The organism is Micrococcus sp. KBS0714, from assembly GCF_002008305.4.
Taxonomy (GTDB): Bacteria; Actinomycetota; Actinomycetes; order Actinomycetales; family Micrococcaceae; genus Micrococcus; species Micrococcus luteus.
In genome coordinates this window covers 724,453-742,701 of the sequence record NZ_CP042169.1, presented here as the reverse complement: position 1 = coordinate 742,701, position 18,249 = coordinate 724,453, and the positions used below count along the sequence as shown (strand labels likewise).

At 74.0% G+C, this 18,249-nt stretch carries 17 protein-coding genes; all 17 read right to left on the bottom strand.

Annotated elements, in window-relative coordinates:
- Positions 1-8: 8 nt before the first annotated feature.
- The 17 genes from B1A86_RS03410 to B1A86_RS03330 all read right to left on the bottom strand — a co-directional run bounded on the left by B1A86_RS03410 (position 9) and on the right by B1A86_RS03330 (position 18,249).
- Positions 9-377 carry a hypothetical protein gene (locus tag B1A86_RS03410; protein WP_002855305.1) on the bottom strand — a complete coding sequence of 123 codons (369 nt, stop codon included), beginning with the start codon at positions 375-377 and terminating at the stop codon, positions 9-11.
- Positions 374-1,339, bottom strand: coding sequence for a tRNA pseudouridine(55) synthase TruB (gene truB / locus B1A86_RS03405; RefSeq protein ID WP_078026112.1), 966 nt, complete (start codon positions 1,337-1,339; stop codon positions 374-376). Before truB ends, B1A86_RS03410 begins: the two co-directional genes overlap by 4 nt.
- Positions 1,340-1,352: 13 nt before the next feature.
- Positions 1,353-1,805 carry a 30S ribosome-binding factor RbfA gene (rbfA, locus tag B1A86_RS03400; RefSeq protein ID WP_036314977.1) on the bottom strand — a complete coding sequence of 151 codons (453 nt, stop codon included), beginning with the start codon at positions 1,803-1,805 and terminating at the stop codon, positions 1,353-1,355.
- An 80-nt stretch (positions 1,806-1,885) separates the two neighbouring features.
- Positions 1,886-4,687 carry a translation initiation factor IF-2 gene (gene infB, locus B1A86_RS03395; RefSeq protein ID WP_138976789.1) on the bottom strand — a complete coding sequence of 934 codons (2,802 nt, stop codon included), beginning with the start codon at positions 4,685-4,687 and terminating at the stop codon, positions 1,886-1,888.
- 191 nt (positions 4,688-4,878) lie between these two features.
- A complete protein-coding gene (locus B1A86_RS03390) occupies positions 4,879-5,178 on the bottom strand; it encodes a YlxR family protein (protein ID WP_228070540.1) in 300 nt (99 codons plus the stop codon).
- 84 nt (positions 5,179-5,262) lie between these two features.
- A complete protein-coding gene (gene nusA, locus B1A86_RS03385) occupies positions 5,263-6,249 on the bottom strand; it encodes a transcription termination factor NusA (RefSeq protein WP_036314069.1) in 987 nt (328 codons plus the stop codon).
- Position 6,250: 1 nt separating this feature from the next.
- Entirely contained in the window at positions 6,251-6,838 is a 588-nt protein-coding gene (gene rimP, locus B1A86_RS03380; protein ID WP_036314068.1) for a ribosome maturation factor RimP, read from the bottom strand.
- Positions 6,839-6,968: 130 nt separating this feature from the next.
- Positions 6,969-7,718, bottom strand: a complete 750-nt coding sequence (locus tag B1A86_RS03375; protein WP_169577818.1) for a TSUP family transporter — start codon at positions 7,716-7,718, stop codon at positions 6,969-6,971.
- Positions 7,719-7,761: 43 nt separating this feature from the next.
- A complete protein-coding gene (locus B1A86_RS03370; protein ID WP_061866730.1) occupies positions 7,762-9,588 on the bottom strand; it encodes a proline--tRNA ligase in 1,827 nt (608 codons plus the stop codon).
- Between the two features lie 119 nt (positions 9,589-9,707).
- Complete coding sequence (locus tag B1A86_RS03365; RefSeq protein ID WP_061866742.1) at positions 9,708-10,640, bottom strand: DUF4081 domain-containing GNAT family N-acetyltransferase; 933 nt, start codon at positions 10,638-10,640, stop codon at positions 9,708-9,710.
- The gene (gene ispG / locus B1A86_RS03360) at positions 10,615-11,799 is read right to left on the bottom strand and encodes a flavodoxin-dependent (E)-4-hydroxy-3-methylbut-2-enyl-diphosphate synthase (RefSeq protein WP_168196730.1); all 1,185 of its coding nucleotides are present in this window, start codon (positions 11,797-11,799) and stop codon (positions 10,615-10,617) included. Before ispG ends, B1A86_RS03365 begins: the two co-directional genes overlap by 26 nt.
- A gap of 105 nt (positions 11,800-11,904) precedes the next feature.
- Entirely contained in the window at positions 11,905-13,272 is a 1,368-nt protein-coding gene (locus B1A86_RS03355; protein WP_061866732.1) for an RIP metalloprotease, read from the bottom strand.
- Positions 13,269-14,453, bottom strand: coding sequence for a 1-deoxy-D-xylulose-5-phosphate reductoisomerase (gene dxr / locus B1A86_RS03350; RefSeq protein WP_210411808.1), 1,185 nt, complete (start codon positions 14,451-14,453; stop codon positions 13,269-13,271). Before dxr ends, B1A86_RS03355 begins: the two co-directional genes overlap by 4 nt.
- A 190-nt stretch (positions 14,454-14,643) precedes the next feature.
- A complete protein-coding gene (locus B1A86_RS03345) occupies positions 14,644-16,266 on the bottom strand; it encodes a cation acetate symporter (protein WP_036314064.1) in 1,623 nt (540 codons plus the stop codon).
- Complete coding sequence (locus tag B1A86_RS03340; RefSeq protein ID WP_036314063.1) at positions 16,263-16,637, bottom strand: DUF485 domain-containing protein; 375 nt, start codon at positions 16,635-16,637, stop codon at positions 16,263-16,265. The genes B1A86_RS03345 and B1A86_RS03340 overlap by 4 nt, the downstream gene beginning before the upstream one ends.
- A gap of 206 nt (positions 16,638-16,843) precedes the next feature.
- Complete coding sequence (locus B1A86_RS03335; protein ID WP_078025527.1) at positions 16,844-17,722, bottom strand: CoA ester lyase; 879 nt, start codon at positions 17,720-17,722, stop codon at positions 16,844-16,846.
- On the bottom strand, positions 17,719-18,249 hold the full coding sequence (locus tag B1A86_RS03330) for a MaoC family dehydratase (RefSeq protein ID WP_041104218.1): 531 nt from the start codon (positions 18,247-18,249) through the stop codon (positions 17,719-17,721). The genes B1A86_RS03335 and B1A86_RS03330 overlap by 4 nt, the downstream gene beginning before the upstream one ends.

The window sequence follows — 18,249 nt, the reverse complement described above, 5'->3', positions numbered from 1 at the left end:
CATCCTCCTCACCACTGCCCGAACCAGATGACCTGCATGCGGTGCAGCATCACGGCGATCGTGGGCCCGACCACGGCCAGCACGAGGTTGGACCACCGGGTCTTGTCCGTGACGGCCCAGCCCACGGCGATCACCGGCACGATCAGGGCGGTGAGGATGTAGCCCCAGAACTCCCAGCCGGGGCCGTTCAGGGTGTCCCCGCCGAGCTGGCGGACGGCGGCGGCCGCCGCATAGACGAGCGTGAACAGCTCGACGGCGGCCACCGAGAGGATCGAGGCGTCCGCGGGGTGGCGGCGGATCGCCGTCATCACCACGCAGACGACGAACGAGACGGCACCGATCACCAGTCCCGTCCAGAACCAGGCGTCGAGGATCATGCGGTCCTTCCCTGTCCCGGCCCCTCGGCCGGGGCGAACACGAGCTGGGGCTTGGCGACGTCGGCGCCGCGGCGGCGCACGTCGGAGACGAGGGCGATGACGCGGCCGTCCGGCGCGCGCCCGGCGACGAGCGTCTCACCCGTGCCGGTGGGCGCCACGACCCGCCCGAAGGCGAGCTCGTGGGCCTCGTGCTCCGTCAGCTCGCGCACCGGGAAGAGCCCGGCGGCGGCCTCGGAGAGCTCGGTCATCGCGAACCGCTCCGCGAGGGCCTCGAGCGAGAGCGCGTCGGCCACGTCGAACGGGCCGACGGCGGTGCGGCGCAGCGCCGTGAGGTGCCCGCCGGTCTCGAGGGCCTCGCCCAGGTCGCGGGCGAGCGCCCGGATGTAGGTCCCGGACGAGCAGCGCACGGTGACGTCGAGGTCGACCAGCCGGCCGCCGTCGAGCCGGCGCAGCTCGTGCACCGTGAACTCGTGCACGGTGACGGGGCGGGCGTCGAGGGTGACGTCCTCTCCCGCGCGGACGCGATCGTAGGCGCGCCGGCCCGCCACCTTGACGGCGGAGACGGCCGAGGGCGCCTGCAGGATCTCGCCCGTGAGGGCGGCGACCTGCTCGGCCACGCGCTCGGGCGTGACGGCGTTGGCCAGCCGGGTCTGCACGACCTCGCCCTCCGCGTCGTCCGTGACGGTCGACTGCCCGAGCCGGATCGTGGCCGTGTACGTCTTGTCCGTGCCCGTGATGGCGGTCAGCAGGCGCGTGGCCTTGTTGACGCCGACCACGAGCAGGCCCGTGGCCATGGGGTCCAGGGTGCCGGCGTGGCCCACCTTGCGGGTGCCCGCCAGCCGGCGGACCCGCCCGACGACGTCGTGCGAGGTCCACCCCTGCGGCTTGTCCACGAGAACGACCCCCGACGCCTCCGTTCCCGGCGCGTCGGGGGCCTGTCCCCCGGTGCTGCGTGCGCTCACCGTGCCGCGGGCCTCAGGCGCGCGGGGCGTCGTCGGCGTCGGCGTCCGGCTCCGCGGTGCGGTACGGGTCCGCGTCACCGGCGTACGACGCGCCCTCGCGCGCCTTCGCCAGCTCGGCGTCCCGCTCCTTGGCCGCGCGGAGGACGTCCTCCAGGTGTGCGGCCGCCTCGGGGACGGTGTCCGCCACGAACTCGAGGGTGGGCACCAGGCGGATGGTGAGCCCGCGGCCCACCTCGCGGCGCAGGATGCCGCGGTTGTCCTGGATGCCCTCGTGGGCGGCGGCCACCGTGGCCTCGTCGCCCAGGACGGTGTAGTAGACGGTGGCGTGCTGCAGGTCGTTGGTCACGCGGACCTCCGTCACGGTGACGGGCTCCACGCGATCGTCCTTGACGCCGCGGCGCAGCGCCTCGGCCACGAGGACCTTGATGCGCTGGGCCAGGCGGCCGGCGCGTGCCGGATCGGCCATGGTGCGGTTCCTTCCGGTGGTGATGGTTCAGAGGGTGGGACGCGGAAGGCGGGGGCCCGTGCGGGCCCCCGCCCCGGCCGTCAGACGCGCGGCTTCTCCTGCATCTCGAAGGTCTCGATCACGTCGCCCTCCTTGATGTCGTTGAAGCTGCCCAGGCCGATGCCGCACTCGTAGCCCTCGCGGACCTCCGTGGCGTCGTCTTTGAAGCGGCGCAGCGACTCGATCTTGAGGTGATCGGAGACCACCACGCCGTCGCGCACCAGGCGGGCCTGGGCGTTGCGGCGGATGAGGCCCGAGCGCACGAGCGAACCGGCGATGTTGCCCCACTTGGAGGAGCGGAACACCTCGCGGACCTCGGCCGAGCCGAGCTCGACCTCCTCGTACTCCGGCTTCAGCATGCCCTTGAGCGCGTTCTCGATGTCGTCGATCGCGTCGTAGATCACGCTGTAGAAGCGCATGTCCACGCCCTCGCGGTCGGCCAGGTCGGCGACCCGCTCGGCGGGGCGCACGTTGAAGCCGATGATGATGGCGTTGTCCACGGTCGCCAGGTTCACGTCATTCTGCGTGATGGCGCCGACGCCGCGGTGGATGACGCGCAGCTGCACCTCGTCCTCGCCGACCTCGATCTTGAGCAGCGAGTCCTCGAGCGCCTCGACGGCACCGGACGCGTCGCCCTTGATGATGAGGTTGAGCGTGTCCAGCTTGCCCTCGGCCACGGCCTGGTCGAAGTCCTCCAGGGTGATGCGCTTGCGGCGCTTGGCCAGCTGGGCGTTGCGGTCCGCGGCCTCGCGCTTCTCCGCGATCTGGCGGGCGGTGCGCTCGTCGTCGGTGACGAGGAACGAGTCGCCGGCACGCGGCACCGTGGACAGGCCGAGCACCTGGACGGGACGCGACGGATCGGCCGCCTCCACGGCGTTGCCGTTCTCGTCGAACATGGCGCGCACACGGCCGTGGGCGGAGCCCACCACCATGGTGTCGCCCACGCGCAGCGTGCCGGTCTGCACCAGCACGGTGACGACGGCGCCGCGGCCCTTGTCGAGGTTGGCCTCGATGGCCACGCCGCGGGCGGCCTTGTGCGGGTTCGCCGTGAGCTCGAGGGCGGCGTCCGCGGTGAGCAGGATCGCCTCGAGCAGCTGGTCGATGTTGATGTTGTTGCGCGCGGAGACGTCCACGAACATCGTGTCGCCGCCGTACTCCTCGGGCACGAGGCCGTACTCGGTGAGCTGACCGCGGATCTTGTCCGGGGCGGCGGTGTCCTTGTCGATCTTGTTGACCGCCACCACGATCGGCACGCCGGCCGACTGGGCGTGGTTGAGCGCCTCGACGGTCTGCGGCATGACGCCGTCGTCGGCCGCCACCACCAGCACGGCGATGTCGGTGACCTTCGCACCGCGGGCACGCATGGCGGTGAACGCCTCGTGACCCGGGGTGTCGATGAAGGTGAGGCGACGCTGCTCGCCCTCGTGCTCCACGGGCACCTGGTAGGCGCCGATGTGCTGCGTGATGCCGCCGGCCTCGCCCTCGATGACGTTCGAGGAGCGGATGGCGTCCAGCAGACGCGTCTTGCCGTGGTCCACGTGGCCCATGACGGTGACGACCGCGGGGCGCGGCTCGAGGTCGGCCTCGTCCTCGTTGGCCGCCTCGGCCTCGAGGTCGATGTCGAAGGCCTCCAGCAGCTCCTTGTCCTCGTCCTCCGGGGACACGATCTGGACCTTGTAGCCCAGCTCGTCGCCGAGCAGCTGGAAGGTCTCCTCGTCGAGGGACTGGTTGGCCGAGGCCATCTCGCCGAGGGTGAAGAGCACCTTCACCAGGTCGGCGACGTCGGCGCGGATCTTCTCGGCGAAGTCGGCCAGGGACGCGCCGCGGCGCAGACGCAGGACGGTGGTGCCGTCACCCTTGGGGACCTTGACGCCGCCGATCTCACGCGTGTGCTGCTGCTCGAACTCCTGGCGCTTCGCGCGCTTCGACTTGCGTCCCTTGCGCGGGCCGCCGCCGCGCCCGAAGGCGCCCTGGGCGTTGCCGCGACCGCCACGGCCGCCCGGGCCGCCGGGACGACCCGGGCCGCCACCGGGGCCGCCGCCCGGACGGCCACGGCCGCGGGCCGGCTGCGGGGCCGGGGTGATCTGCTTGGGCATCATGCCCGGGTTCGGACGCGGCCCACCGGGGCGGGGACCGCCGGCGCCCGCGGCCGGGCGCGGACCGCCCGGACGGGGACCGCCGGCACCGGCCGGCGGACGGGGGCCGCCCGGACGAGGCGCGCGGTCCTCACGACCGGAGCGCATGCCCTGCGAGGGGGCGAACGGGTTGTTGCCCGGACGCGGAGCACCGCCACGGCCGCCCGGGCGGGCGCCCGGGCGAGGCCCGGCGGAGCCGCCCTTGGGGCTGAACGGGTTGTTGCCGGGACGCGGGGCGCCCGGCTTGGGCGCGGAGGCACCCGGCTTGGGCGCGGCGGCGCCCGGCTTCGGCGCGGCCGACCCCGGCGTGGCCGGCGGCTGCGGGGCCTTCGGCTCGGCCGGGGCGGCCGGCGTCGGTGCGGCGGGGCCGGGGGTCGGGGCGGCGCCCGGCTTGGGCGCGGCGGTGCGGCCCGCGGCGGGACCGGGCGCCGGGGCGCCGACATTCGACGTGGGGGCCGCGGCGCGCGGCGACGGGGCGGCCGCCGGCTTCGGCGCGGCGGAACGGCCCGGGGCGGCGGGCGTGGAACCGGGCTTGGCGGCGGACTTGCCGGCACCCGGGTAGGCGTTGCGCAGCTTCTTGACCACCGGGGGCTCGATGGTGGACGAAGCCGAGCTGACGAACTCGCCGAGGTCCTTGAGCGTGCTCAAGGCCTCCTTCGAGGTGATGCCGAGCTCCTTGGCGAGCTCATGGACGCGGACCTTGGCCACGGTTCTCCTGTTCTGGCCCCACGGGCCGGAACGGAGCCGCTCGGGCTGTCCGTCTCAGCGCGTCCTGGGACCGTTGACGTTGCTCCAGGCCGTCGCGCGCGCCACCAGGGCACGCGCACCACGGCCTGCCTGATAGCAGGGGGTGAAGTTCATCGCTGGGCACTCATGCTTCAGTGCTCATCGGGTACGCATCAGATCTCTGACCCGCCTTCATCTGTCGGTCTGTCAGCCGGTGCCTCCGCGGTGCGGCCCAGCGCGTCGGCGTCGACGGCGGACCGGAAGGCCCGCCCGAACGCGCGGCGGCGCAGGGCGAGGTGGAGGCAGTCCTCGCCGGGATGCAGCCACGCACCCCGGCCGGGACGGCGTCGTTCCGGGTCCCAGACGACGGATGGGGGTTCCGTCGAGGAGTCCAGGGCGACGCGCACCAGCTCTTGCTGGTCCGCCCTCGATCGGCATCCGATGCAGGTGCGCACGACCGTCCGAGACGTCATGCGTTCACCCCTCACGGGCGTCGGATCGAGAAAGGACCTCATCCATCCTAGCGCGTCCGGGCCCGGATCTGTTCCCGGGGACGGTCAGCGGCCCGGGGCGGAGGTGGTGACCCCGTCGCCGACGATGTCGATCCGCCAGCCCGTGAGCTTGGCCGCGAGGCGGGCGTTCTGGCCCTCCTTGCCGATGGCCAGGGACAGCTGGTACTCCGGCACCACGGCGCGGGCCGAGTGCTGGTCCGCGTCGAGGATCTCCACCGAGACGGTCGTGGCGGGCGAGAGGGCGTTGGCGATCATCGCGGCGGGGTCGTCCACGTGGTCGACGATGTCGATCTTCTCGTCGTTGAGCTCCGTCATGACGGCGCGCACGCGGCTGCCCATCTCCCCGATGGAGGCGCCCTTGGCGTTCACCCCGGGGCGGGTGGCGCGCACGGCCATCTTGGTGCGGTGGCCGGCCTCGCGGGCCAGCGCCGTGATCTCGACCGAGCCGTCCGCGATCTCCGGGACCTCGAGCTCGAAGAGCTTGCGCACGAGGCCGGGGTGCGAGCGGGACACCGTGACGGACGGGCCCTTGGCGCCGCGCGTCGCGGAGACCACGTAGGCGCGGATCCGGCGGCCGTGGGCGTAGTCCTCGCCGGGCACCTGCTCGGGCGGCGGGAGGACGGCCTCGAGGGTGCCGAGGTTCACCTGGACCATGTGGCGGTTCAGGCCCTGCTGGATGACGCCGGAGACGAGCTCGCCCTCCTTGTCCTTGAACTCGCCGAGGACCTTGTCGTCGTCCTCCTCGCGCATGCGCTGGATCATCACCTGGCGCGCCGTGGAGGCGGCCACCCGGCCGAAGCCGTTCGGGGTGTCGTCGAACTCGCCGATGGGCGTGTCGTCCTCGTCCAGCTCCGTGGCCCACACGGTGACGTGGCCGGTCGCGCGGTCGATCTCCACGCGGGCGCGCTTCAGGGCCCCCGGGGTGCGGTGGTACGCCATGAGCAGGGCCTGCTCGATGGTGGGGATGAGGCGGTCCATCGGGATCTCCCGCTCCGCCTCCAGCATGCGCAGCGCGCTCATGTCGATGTCCAACTCATGCCTCCGTGTGCTCGGCCGTGTCCTCGCCCGCGGCGGCGTCGGCGTCGCCGGCCTGCTGAGCGGGGCTCCACTCTACCTGCACGATCGCCGGACCGAGGCGGTCGAGGGCGACCCGCTCGGCGGGCAGCTCCTTGGCCTTCATGCCCTTCTTCGCGGGCGGGCGCACCACGGCCAGCTCGACGTCGTCGTCCGTCACGTCCTTCAGGCGGGCGGTCACGGGCGCGGCGCCGTCGACCGAGACCTCGACGAGACGGCCGACGTTGCGGGCGAAGTGGCGGGGCTCGGTGAGCGGGCGGTCCACGCCCGCGGTGGTGACCTCCAGCAGGTACTCCCCCGCGCCGACGCCGGGCACGTGGTCGCCCAGGGCGTCGAGGGCGGCGGAGACCCGGCCGGAGAGGCGGGCGACGTCGTCCAGGCTCAGGCCCTGGGTGCCCGAGGCGCGGTCGAGGACCACCTCGACGGTGCGGTGCTCGGCGGTGCCCGTGGCGCGCACCTGCTCCACCACCACGTCGTCGGCCGCCAGGGCCTCCTCGACGCGGGTGCGCAGCTCGGCGAGGTCGTCGCGGCGGTCGGTGCTGTCCATGGGGTGCCTCACTCGTCGGGTCGGGGCCGCCGCGCCACGCGGGCGGGGGCCGGGGTCGGGATCCGGGGCCGAGCCTACCGGCGGCCCACGGCGGGGCCGAGTGCTCCCGACCGGGTTGGACGGGGCGAGCTCAGCGCAGCAGCGGGGCGAGGGTGTCCGCGCCGACCTTGACGATGAGCGCGGTCACCACCATGAGGTACACCACGCGGATGAAGCCGGTGCCGCGGGCGATCGCCATGCGGGCCCCCACGTAGCCGCCCATGAGGTTGGCCGCGCCGAGCAGCAGCCCCAGGCCCAGCACCGCGTGCCCCGAGGGCACGAAGTACGCGAGCGCGCCGAGGTTGGTCGCGAGGTTGACCACCTTCGCCTGTGCCGAGGCGTGCAGGAAGTCGAACTTGAGCAGCAGGACCAGCCCCAGGATGAGGAACGTGCCCGTGCCGGGGCCGAGGACGCCGTCGTAGAAGCCCACCGCCGCGCCGAGCGCCACGGCCCGGGCCAGCGCGGTGCTCCGCCGCGGCCCCACGCCGGCGACCTGTCCGAGGCCCGGGCGCACGGCCGTGAACACGGCGACGGCGATCAACGCCGCCAGGATCACGGGCCGGATCACGCCGGCCGGCAGATGCGCGGCGACCACGGCCCCGCCCAGGGCCGCCGCGAAGGCGACGGCGGCCATCGGCAGTGCGGTGGACAGATCCTGCCGCAGGCGCCGCCGGTAGGTGAGCGCCGACGTCGCCGTGCCGAACACCGAGCCGAGCTTGTTGGTGGCCAGGGCCTGGATCGGGCTCAGCCCGGGCACGAGCAGCAGGGCCGGCAGCTGCAGGAGCCCGCCCCCGCCCACGACGGCGTCGATCCAGCCCGCCGCGAAGCCCGCGGCGAGCACGAGGACGAGCAGCCCGGCGGTCAGCTCGACGGCGCCGAACCACTCAGCGCCCGTCGCGCACCTCCGCGAGCACCGCCGCGACGGCCCCGTCCACGGGCACGGGGCGCGCCTCGCCGGTGGCACGGTCCTTGAGCTCGAGCTCGCCGTCCGCCAGGCCGCGGCCGATCACCACGGTGGTGGGCACGCCGATGAGCTCGGCGTCCTTGAACTTCACGCCGGGGCTGACCTTCGGACGGTCGTCCACGAGCACGGTCAGGCCCTCGGCCTCGAGGCCCGCGGCGAGGGTCTCGGCGGCGGCGAGGCCGTCCTCGCCCTTCGTGGCGACGACGACGTGCACGTCCGCCGGGGCCACCGCGCGCGGCCACGCCAGGCCCTTGTCGTCGTGGTAGCGCTCGGCGATCGCGGCGACGGCGCGCGTGATGCCGATGCCGTAGGAGCCCATGGTCACCACGACCTGCTTGCCGTGGACGTCGAGGACCTTCAGGTCGAGGGCCTCGGCGTACTTGCGGCCGAGCTGGAAGATGTGGCCCATCTCCATGCCGCGGCGGGTGTGCAGCGGGCCGGAGCCGTCCGGGGCCTGGTCGCCCTCGCGCACCGCGGTGGCCTCGAGCACGCCGTCCCACGTGAAGTCGCGGCCGGCCACGAGGCCGAACACGTGGCGCTGGTCCGCGTTCGCGCCGGTGATCCACGCGGTGCCGGGGGCGATGCGCGGGTCCACGAAGAAGGGCAGGCCCGAGACGGAGCCCTCCGCGCCGAGGACCGGGGTGCCCTCGACCGCGTCGGCCGCCGCGGGGCCGATGTAGCCCTTGACCAGGGCGGGGTGCGCGGCCAGGTCCGCGGCGGTCGCGGCCTCGAGCGTGGGCTCGCCGACCACGCCGAGCGCCGGGCCCACGGAGGCCTCGAGACGCTTGAGGTCCACCTCACGGTCGCCGGGCACGCCCACGACGAACGGGCGGCGCTCGCCGCCGTCCACCACCGCGGTGACCACGACGCACTTGAGCGTGTCCGCGGCGGTCCACGGCTCGCCGTCGCGCGGGGCCAGCCGGTTGGCGACGTCCACGAGCGCGGCGATGGTGGTGGAGACCGGGGTGTCCTTGACCTCGGCGGCGGGCAGGACCGCCATGGCCGCCTCGTCCAGCGGGGCGGGGGCCACCGTGGTGACGGCCTCGACGTTGGCGCGGTAGCCGCCGTCGGACTCGACGAAGGTGTCCTCGCCCACCTCGGTGGGGTGCAGGAACTCCTCGGAGCGGGAGCCGCCCATCGCACCGGAGGTGGCCCGCACCGGCACGACCTCGAGGCCGAGGCGGTCGAAGATCCGCAGGTAGGCGGCCCGGTGGGCCTCGTACGCGGCGTCCAGGCCGGCGTCGTCCACCGTGAAGGAGTAGGAGTCCTTCATGATGAACTCGCGCCCGCGCAGCAGGCCGGCGCGCGGGCGGGCCTCGTCCCGGTACTTGGTCTGGATCTGGTACAGGTACGCGGGCAGGTCCTTGTACGAGGAGTACAGGTCCTTCACCAGGAGCGTGAACATCTCCTCGTGTGTGGGGGCCAGGAGGTAGTCGTTGCCCCTGCGGTCCTGCAGGCGGAACAGCCCGTCGCCGTACTCATCCCAGCGCCCCGTGGCCTCGTAGGGCTCCCGCGGCAGCAGCGCCGGGAAGTGCACCTCCTGGGCGCCGATCGCGTCCATCTCCTCGCGCACGATCCGCTCCACCTTGGCCAGCACCTTGAGGCCCAGCGGCAGCCACGAGTAGATGCCCGGGGCCGCGCGACGGATGTAACCGGCACGGACGAGGAGCCTGTGGCTCGCCACCTCGGCCTCCGCCGGGTCGTCGCGCAGGGTGCGCAGGAACAGGGTGGACATGCGCAGGGGCATGACGGGGCCTCCTCGGACGGGCTCGCGCGGTCGGGGCGGCGCGCGGGACGGGACGACGCCGGCACGGGGTGCCCGGCGTCCTGACCGCCGATCCTATCGCCCGCGCAGGGCCCGCCGGGTCAGTACAGGACGGTCGCGAACGTGCCGCGCCGCTCGAACCCCACGCGCTCGTACGTGCGCAGCGCGGGGGTGTTGTACGCGTTGACATAGAGGCTGACCACGGGCGCCTGGAGTCGCACGTAGTCCACGACGGCGGCCATCGCCGACGCCGCCAGTCCTCGGCCGCGCGCGGCGGGGGCCATCCACACGCCCTGGATCTGGGCGCACCGGGAGGAGAGCAGCCCGATGTCCGCCTTGAAGCGCAGCGGGCCGCCCGCGTCGCGCGGTCCCGGGTCGATGAAGACGCGTCCGGTGTGGATCAGCCGCTCGACGCGGTCCCGGTACTGGGCCGCGCCCCCGGCGAATGGGGAGAAGCCGAGCTCCTCCTCGAACATCGCCGCGCTGGCCGGCAGGACGCGCGCGAAGTCGTGTGGCTGCGCCTGCACCACGTGCGGGTTCGGGTCGATCCCCCCGGCCGTGCCCAGCACGAGCAGCGGCTGGTCGGGGCGCACGGACCGGGACCGGTGGCCCGCGGCGGCGAGGGCCTCGCCGGCGGCCAGCACGGGACCGGCCGGGCCGTAGATCGACCCGTACCGGCGGCGCAGCGCGGCGGCCGCCGCGCCGAGCGCCTCCGCGTCGCCCGGCGCCCAGCCGGCGTCCGGGGCCTCGGACGCGGCGACCGGCACCACGTTCGAGCCGATCCAGACGGCCGCGCGCAGCGCGCCGGCGCCCGGGGCGTCGTCGTCGATCCCGAGGAACAGGGTGCCCGCCGCTCCCCCGCGCGGGCCGGCCAGGCGGCCCGCCTCGAGCAGGGAGTCCACGAACACGTTGGACACGGGGGCACGGGCGGACAGGGCCGCGAGCGCGGCGGTGTCCGCGTCGGTCAGCAGGCGGACGCGGTCACCCGTGGCGGCCCGGACCTCCCGGTCAGTGGACGGAGACCACCGGGGCACCGGCGGCAGCCTGGTCACCGCCGTCCTCCCCCAGGTCCATCTCACCGGCGATCCGGTTGGCCTCCTCGATGAGGGTCTCCACGATCTGGTCCTCGGGCACGGTGCGGATGACCTCGCCCTTGACGAAGATCTGGCCCTTGCCGTTGCCGGAGGCGACGCCGAGGTCGGCCTCGCGGGCCTCGCCCGGCCCGTTGACGACGCAGCCCATGACGGCCACCCGCAGCGGGACCTCAAGGTCCTGGAGGCCCTCGGTGACCTGCTCGGCCAGCGTGTACACGTCCACCTGGGCGCGGCCGCACGAGGGGCAGGAGACGATCTCGAGCTTGCGCTCACGCAGGTTCAGGGACTGCAGGATCTGCAGGCCCACCTTGACCTCCTCGACCGGCGGCGCGGAGAGGGAGACGCGGATGGTGTCACCGATGCCCTGGCCGAGCAGGTAGCCGAAGGCGGTAGCGGACTTGATGGTGCCCTGGAAGGCCGGGCCGGCCTCGGTGACCCCGAGGTGCAGCGGCCAGTCACCCTGCTCGGCGAGCAGCTCGTAGGCGCGGGCTATGATCACCGGGTCGTTGTGCTTGACGGAGATCTTGAAGTCCTTGAAGCCGTGCTCCTCGAAGAGGGAGGCCTCCCAGACGGCGGACTCGACGAGGGCCTCCGGGGTGGCCTTGCCGTACTTCTGCAGCAGGCGCGGGTCCAGGGAGCCGGCGTTGACGCCGATGCGGAGGGAGGTGCCGTGGTCCGAGGCGGCCTGCGCGATCTCCTTGACCTTGTCGTCGAACTTCTTGATGTTGCCCGGGTTCACGCGCACGGCGCCGCAGCCGGCCTCGATCGCCGCGAACACGTACTTCGGCTGGAAGTGGATGTCCGCGATCACGGGGATGGTGGACTGCTGGGCGATGACCTTGAGGGCCTCGGCGTCCTTGTCCGTGGGGCAGGCCACGCGGACGATGTCGCAGCCGGCGGCCGTGAGCTCGGCGATCTGCTGCAGGGTCGCGCCGATGTCGTGCGTCTTGGTGGTGGTCATCGACTGCACCGAGACGGGGTGCTGCGAGCCGACGCCCACCGAGCCCACCTGGATCTGCCGGGTGGTGCGGCGCGGGGCCAGCACGGGCGGCGGGGCGGACGGCATTCCAAGGCTGACGGGCACGGGGGCGCTCCTCATGGGTTCTCGGGGTCGACGGCGCGGGGCCGCCGGGTTCTCCGGTCCATCCTAGGCGCGCGGGCGCCCCGGGGCGCGGGGCGACCGCCCACGGCGAACGGGCCGGGCTCAGAACAGCCGGACCGGCTCCACGATGTCCGCCACGATCAGGATGACGCCCATGAGCAGCATCGCCGCGCCCACCGCGTAGGTCAGCGGCAGCATGCGGGCCAGGTCGAACGGCCCCGGGTCCGGGCGGCCCGTGATCCGGGCCCAGCCGCGGCGCACCGCCTCCCACAGGGCGCCGGCCACGTGGCCGCCGTCGAGCGGGAGCAGCGGGATGAGGTTGAACACCATGAGCGCCACGTTCACGCCCGCCAGCAGGGACAGCAGCAGGGCGGCCTTGTCCGTCAGCGTGGCCTCCTCGAGCGCCGCCGCCTCCCCGGCGATCCGGCCGACTCCCACCACGGACATCGGGCCGTCCGGGTCGCGCTCGGCCGGGGTCACCACGGCGACGGCGGTGTCCCACAGCCGCTGCGGCAGCACGAGGACGACGTCGACGACGCCCCGCACCTGCTGGGCCACGAGCGGGCCGGCGTCGAGCGGGGTGCCGCGGACCGTCTCGAGCTGCGCGCCCATGCCGATGAACCCGACCTCGTGGGTCGCCACGGTCCCGTCCGGGGCCCGCTCGGGCCGGCCCAGCGCGTCCGTCACGGGCCGTTCCGTCAGGCGCGGGGTCAGGGTGGCGCTCATCCGCTCGCCGTCGCGCTCCCACTCGATCCGGGTGGGCTGTCCGGCGCGGTCCCGGATCGCGGCGGAGAGGGCGTCCCAGTCGGAGACCGGCCGCCCGTCGAAGGCGAGCACGGTGTCGCCGGGGCGCAGTCCCGCCTCGTGGGCGGGCGCGGCGGGATCGCCCGGGCGGCAGTCCTCTGTCCCGCCGGAGGCGGCGCGGGCCTGCTGCTCCTGCATCGTGACCACGCACCGGTAGACCTCGGCGACGGTGGTGCTGGGCTGCGAGGTGCCCACCGTGGTGACCAGCAGGGCGGTGGCGCCCAGCGCGATGAGCAGGTTCATGAACGGCCCGCCGAGCATGATCACCACCCGCTTCCACACCGGCAGGGCGAGGAAGCGGCGGTGCTCGTCGCCGGGGCGGACCTCCTCGGCGGCCTGGGCCCGCGCGTCGTCGGCCATGCGGCCCAGCTGCTGGACGAAGCCCGTGGACGCCGCGCGGGGCGTCTGCCCGGGCCGCGGCGGGGGCAGCATCCCGATCATCGCGACGTAGCCGCCCAGCGGCACGGCCTTGAACCCGTACTCCGTCTCGCCGCGGCGCCACGAGACGAGCGTCGGGCCGAAGCCGATCATGTACTGCGTGACGCGCACGCCGAAGAGCTTGGCCGGGACGAGGTGGCCGATCTCGTGCAGGGCGATCGAGACCGCCAGGCCCAGCGCGACCGCGAGGACGCCCGCGACGTACCAGAGGATCTCCACGACGGTCACCAGCGGGCCCGCGCCGCACGGCGCGCCCAGGCCTCGGCGGCGAGCACGGCATCCACGGTGAGCCCCGTCGGCGCGGGGTCGTGGCCGGCCGCGGCGAGCACGTGCTCGGGGGCATAGTCGGCGACGACGGCGCGGACCGTGTCCACGATCCCGTCGAAGGGCAGGGCGCCGGCGTGGAAGGCGTCCACGGACTCCTCGTTGGCGGCGTTGAACACGGCCATGTGGGTGGGCGAGGCGGCCGCCGCCTCCTTCGCGGCCCGTACCGCGGGGAAGGCCTCCTCGTCGAGGGGCTCGAACGTCCAGGTGGCCGCCCGCGTCCAGTCGCAGGCCGGGGCCGCGCCCGGGAGACGGCGCGGCCAGCACAGCCCCAGGGCGATGGGCAGGCGCATGTCCGGCGGGGAGGCCTGGGCGAGCGTGGACCCGTCGACGAACTCGACCATCGAGTGGACCACGGACTGCGGGTGGACCACGACGTCGATCCGGTCCAGGGGCACGTCGAACAGCAGGTGGGCCTCGATCACCTCGAGGGCCTTGTTCACGAGGGAGGCGGAGTTGGTGGTGACGACGCGGCCCATGTCCCACGTGGGATGGGCGAGGGCCTGGGCGGGGGTGACGGCGTGCAGGGCGGCGCGGTCCAGGCCGCGGAACGGCCCGCCCGAGGCCGTGAGCACGAGGCGGCGGACCTCGTCCGCCGTGCCCCCGCGCAGCGCCTGCGCGAGCGCGGAGTGCTCGGAGTCCACCGGCACGAGCTGGCCCGGGCGGGCGGCCGCCTTCACGAGGGCCCCGCCGACGATGAGCGACTCCTTGTTGGCCAGGGCCAGGCGGTGGCCGGCGTGCAGCGCGGCGAGGGTGGGCCGCAGGCCGATCGAGCCCGTGATCCCGTTGAGCACGGTGTCGGCGCCGGGCCACGCCGCGATCTGCTCGGCGGCGCGTGGCCCGGTGAACAGCACGGGTCGGGGGGCCGGGCGCCCGAGGCGGGCGGCGGCGTCGGCGAGGGCGGCGCGCAGCTCCTCCTCCCCCGCCGCGGCGGAGCCCACCGCCTCGACCTCGAAGCGCACGGCCTGCTCGGCCAGCAGGGTCGTGTTCGCCCCGCCCGCGAGCGCGACGGCCCGGAGCCGGGCGGGGTCCTGGGCGATCACGTCGAGGCCCTGGGTGCCGATCGAGCCCGTGGAGCCGATCAGGGCGACGGCGCGCGGGGCGCCGCCGTCGTGCGCCGGGGCGGGGGCGGGAAGCGTGTAGTCGGTGAGGGATCCGTGCGTCACCCCGCCATGATGCCAGCCGGGCCTGGACACGGACGGGGGGCCGGCCGGACGGACGCCGCACCGCGACGTCCCGCCCCGCCGGCCCCCGTGGGACCGGGTCAGCTGCGGATCAGTGCTGCACCGGCTTCTCGGCGCCGATGCCGGTGAGGGAGCGGACCTCCATCTCGGCCTGCTTGTCCGGGTCCTCGGCACGCGACGAGGTCACCGAGCCGAGCCAGCCGAGGAAGAAGGCCAGCGGGATGGAGACGATGCCCGGGTTCTTCAGCGGGAACACCGCGAAGTCCGCGCCCGGGATCATCGAGGTCGGCGTCCCGGACATCACCGGGGACAGGACGATCAGGATGATCGCGGAGAGCAGTCCGCCGTACATCGACCACACCGCGCCGCGGGTGGTGAAGCGCCGCCAGAACAGGGAGTACAGGATGGTCGGCAGGTTCGCCGAGGCCGCCACCGCGAAGGCGAGCGCCACGAGGAACGCCACGTTCTGGCCCTGGGCGGCGATGCCGCCGACGATCGCCAGGACGCCGATCACCACTACGGTGATCTTGCCGATCCGCACCTCCTCCTGCGGGGTGAGCGGGTGCTTGGCGATCACGGAGCCGTACACGTCGTGGGCGAAGGACGCCGCCGCCGTGATGGCCAGGCCCGCGACCACCGCGAGGATGGTGGCGAACGCGACCGCCGAGATCAGGCCCAGCAGGATGGAGCCGCCGAGCTCGAACGCCAGCAGCGGGGCTGCGGAGTTCTGCCCGCCGGGCGCGGCCAGGATGCGCTCGGGACCGATCAGCGCGCCGGCGCCGTAGCCCAGCACGAGGGTGAACAGGTAGAACGCGCCGATGAGGACGATGGCCCACACCACGGACTTGCGCGCCTCCTTGGCGGTGGGCACCGTGTAGAACCGCATGAGCACGTGCGGCAGGCCGGCCGTGCCGAGCACGAGCGCGAGGCCCAGGGACACGAAGTCGAGGCGGGTCAGCGCGCTGGCGCCGTACTGCAGGCCCGGCTCGAGGATCGCCTCGCCCTTCGGGTTCTTCTCGACGGCGGCCCCCAGCAAGGCGTTGAAGTCGAAGCCGAACAGGGCCAGCGTCCACACGGTCATGATCCCCGCGCCGGCGATCAAGAGGACCGCCTTGATGATCTGCACGTAGGTGGTGCCCTTCATGCCGCCGATCAGCACGTAGACGATCATGAGCACGCCCACGATCACGATCACGAGGGCCTGGCCGGCCCGGTCGTTGATGTTCAGCAGCAGGGCCACGAGGCCGCCGGCGCCGGCCATCTGGGCCAGGAGGTAGAAGAGGCAGACGGCCATGGTGCCGAAGGCGGCCGCGATGCGCACGGGTCGCTGCTGCAGGCGGAAGGACAGCACGTCCGCCATGGTGAACTTGCCGGTGTTGCGCAGCAGTTCGGCCACCAGCAGCAGGGCCACGAGCCACGCCACGAGGAAGCCGATGGAGTAGAGGAAGCCGTCGTAGCCGTAGAGGGCGATCGCGCCCACGATGCCCAGGAACGAGGCCGCGGAGAGGTAGTCACCCGCGATGGCCGTGCCGTTCTGGGTGCCGGAGAAGCCGCGGCCGCCGGCGTAGTAGTCGGCCGAGGACGCGTTCGTCTTGGACGCGCGGATCACGATCACGAGGGTGACCACCACGAAGGCGACGAAGATGCCGATGTTCACGGCGGGGTTGCCGACCGTCTGCGGGGCGGCCTGGAGCAGGGGGGTGAGCGCGCTCATCGCGTGGCCTCCGGGTTCTCGTGGGCGCCGGCGGCCTCGCGCTCGAGGCGCTCACGCAGCGCGGTGGCGCGGGGGTCCAGGGTCCGGTTGGAGAAACGGACGTAGGCGAAGGTGATCAGGAACGTGGTGACGAACTGGAGCAGGCCGAGGATCAGGCCGAGGGTGATGTTGCCGCCGAGGCGGATCGCCATGAACTCGGGGAAGAACGCGCCGACGATCACGAACACCAGGTACCAGACGAAGAACGCCACGGTCATGGGGAAGGCGAAGGATCGGTGGGTGCGCCGGAGTTCGGTGAACTCCTCGGACTGCTGCGCGGCGCGGAACTGCGCGGCCGTGGGGACCGGCGCCGTGGGCTCGCTGGATGACATGGGCCCTCCGGGGTGCGTGGGACGAATCAGTGTGAGACAGATCACTGTGATGACAAACACACTCTGTCGGGCCCAGGGGTGCGCCGTCAAGCGCGCCCCTGGGCCGTGAACCCATGTGACAGCCCAGCCCCGGTGTGCAGCCGTGCGGACACGGCCGCGCCCCGACGGCACGGGGCCGCCGGGGCGCGGAGCCGCCCGGGAGCCGGTCAGGCGCCCGCGGGCCGGGCCGCGTCCGCGCGGCGCAGGACCGCGCGGGCCTGGGCGAGGACCACCTCGTCGACCATCGTCCCGTCCAGCTCGAAGGCCCCGTGTCGGCCCTCGGCCGCGGCGAGGACGCGCCGGGCGCGCTCGACCGCCTCCGGGGCGGGCGTGTAGGCGGAGCGCACGACGGGCACCTGGCGCGGGTGCAGGCACACGGTCGCGGTGCAGCCCAGGGCGGCGGCGTCCTCGGCCTCGGCGGCCAGTCCGGCCTCGTCGCCGAGGTCCAGATGGACGGCGTCCCATGCGGCCGCGCCGTGGGCGGCCGCCGCCAGCAGCACCGTCGCGCGGGCGTGCTGGACCACGGAGCGGTAGGCGCCCTCGGGGGTGCGGGAGGAGCTGCCGCCCATCGACGCCACGAGGTCCTCGGCGCCCCACATCAGCGCACCCACGTGCGGGTGGGCGGCCAGTTCGGCGGCGGCGAGGATCCCGGCCGCGGTCTCGCACAGGGCGACGACGCGGGTCTGCGGTCCGAGGGCGGCGACGACCCCGTCCACCTGCGCGGCGGACTCGGCCTTGGCGAGCATGAGCGTGCGCCAGCCCGTCCCGGCGAGCATGGCCAGGTCGGCGTCGTGGTCCGCGGTGCCCGCGGGGTTCACGCGCACCACCACGCGGTCCTCGTCCAGCGGGCCGCCGTCGACCCCGCCCGTCGCCCGCCCCGCCCAGGCCGCCGCGACGGCGTCCCGCGCGGCGGGCCGGGCCTCCGGGATGACGGCGTCCTCGAGGTCGAGGATCACCGCGTCCGCGCGTTCGAGCGCCGTGGCGTACCGCTCGGGGCGGTCCGCCGGGGTGAACATGACGGCCGGTCCGAGGGTCAGCGCGCTCATGCCCGCTCTCCCGTCCCTGCGGCGTCGGCGGCCTTCGCCTTGGCCTCCGCGTGCGCCTGCGCGGTCCACATCAGACAGGTGCGCTGGGCGCGGACGACGACGTCGCCGTGCTGGTTCTCCCCCGTCATCGCGAACGTGACGATCCGCTGCCCCGGCCGCGAGGAGGACTCGCGGATCGCGGTGACCTCGGAGCGCCCGTAGAGCGTGTCCCCGTGGAAGACCGGCTTCGGGAACGCGATCTCCCCCAGGCCGAGCTGGGCCACGAGCGTGCCCTGCGTGGTCTGCCCGACGGCGAGGCCCACCAGGGTGGACAGCGTCAGCATCGAGTTGACCAGCGGGCGGCCGAACGGCTGGTCCGCCGCGTACGCGTGGTCCAGGTGCAGGGCCTGCGGATTCATGGTGAGGGTGGTGAACAGCACGTTGTCCGCCTCGGTGAGCGTGCGGCCGGGCCGGTGCAGGTAGACCTGACCGACCGCCAGCTCGTCCGCGTAGCGGCCCCGCTGCTCGATCTCGACGCGCTCCGTCAC

Excerpts from the sequence above, each read along its gene's own strand:
- B1A86_RS03410 (WP_002855305.1), bottom strand. The coding sequence starts at position 377 with ATGATCCTCGACGCCTGGTTCTGGACGGGACTGGTGATCGGTGCCGTC.
- rbfA (WP_036314977.1), bottom strand. The coding sequence starts at position 1,805 with ATGGCCGATCCGGCACGCGCCGGCCGCCTGGCCCAGCGCATCAAGGTC.
- B1A86_RS03390 (WP_228070540.1), bottom strand. The coding sequence starts at position 5,178 with ATGACGTCTCGGACGGTCGTGCGCACCTGCATCGGATGCCGATCGAGG.
- rimP (WP_036314068.1), bottom strand. The coding sequence starts at position 6,838 with ATGGACAGCACCGACCGCCGCGACGACCTCGCCGAGCTGCGCACCCGC.
- B1A86_RS03370 (WP_061866730.1), bottom strand. The coding sequence starts at position 9,588 with ATGCCCCTGCGCATGTCCACCCTGTTCCTGCGCACCCTGCGCGACGAC.
- ispG (WP_168196730.1), bottom strand. The coding sequence starts at position 11,799 with ATGAGGAGCGCCCCCGTGCCCGTCAGCCTTGGAATGCCGTCCGCCCCG.
- B1A86_RS03345 (WP_036314064.1), bottom strand. The coding sequence starts at position 16,266 with ATGAGCGCGCTCACCCCCCTGCTCCAGGCCGCCCCGCAGACGGTCGGC.
- B1A86_RS03340 (WP_036314063.1), bottom strand. The coding sequence starts at position 16,637 with ATGTCATCCAGCGAGCCCACGGCGCCGGTCCCCACGGCCGCGCAGTTC.
- B1A86_RS03335 (WP_078025527.1), bottom strand. The coding sequence starts at position 17,722 with ATGAGCGCGCTGACCCTCGGACCGGCCGTCATGTTCACCCCGGCGGAC.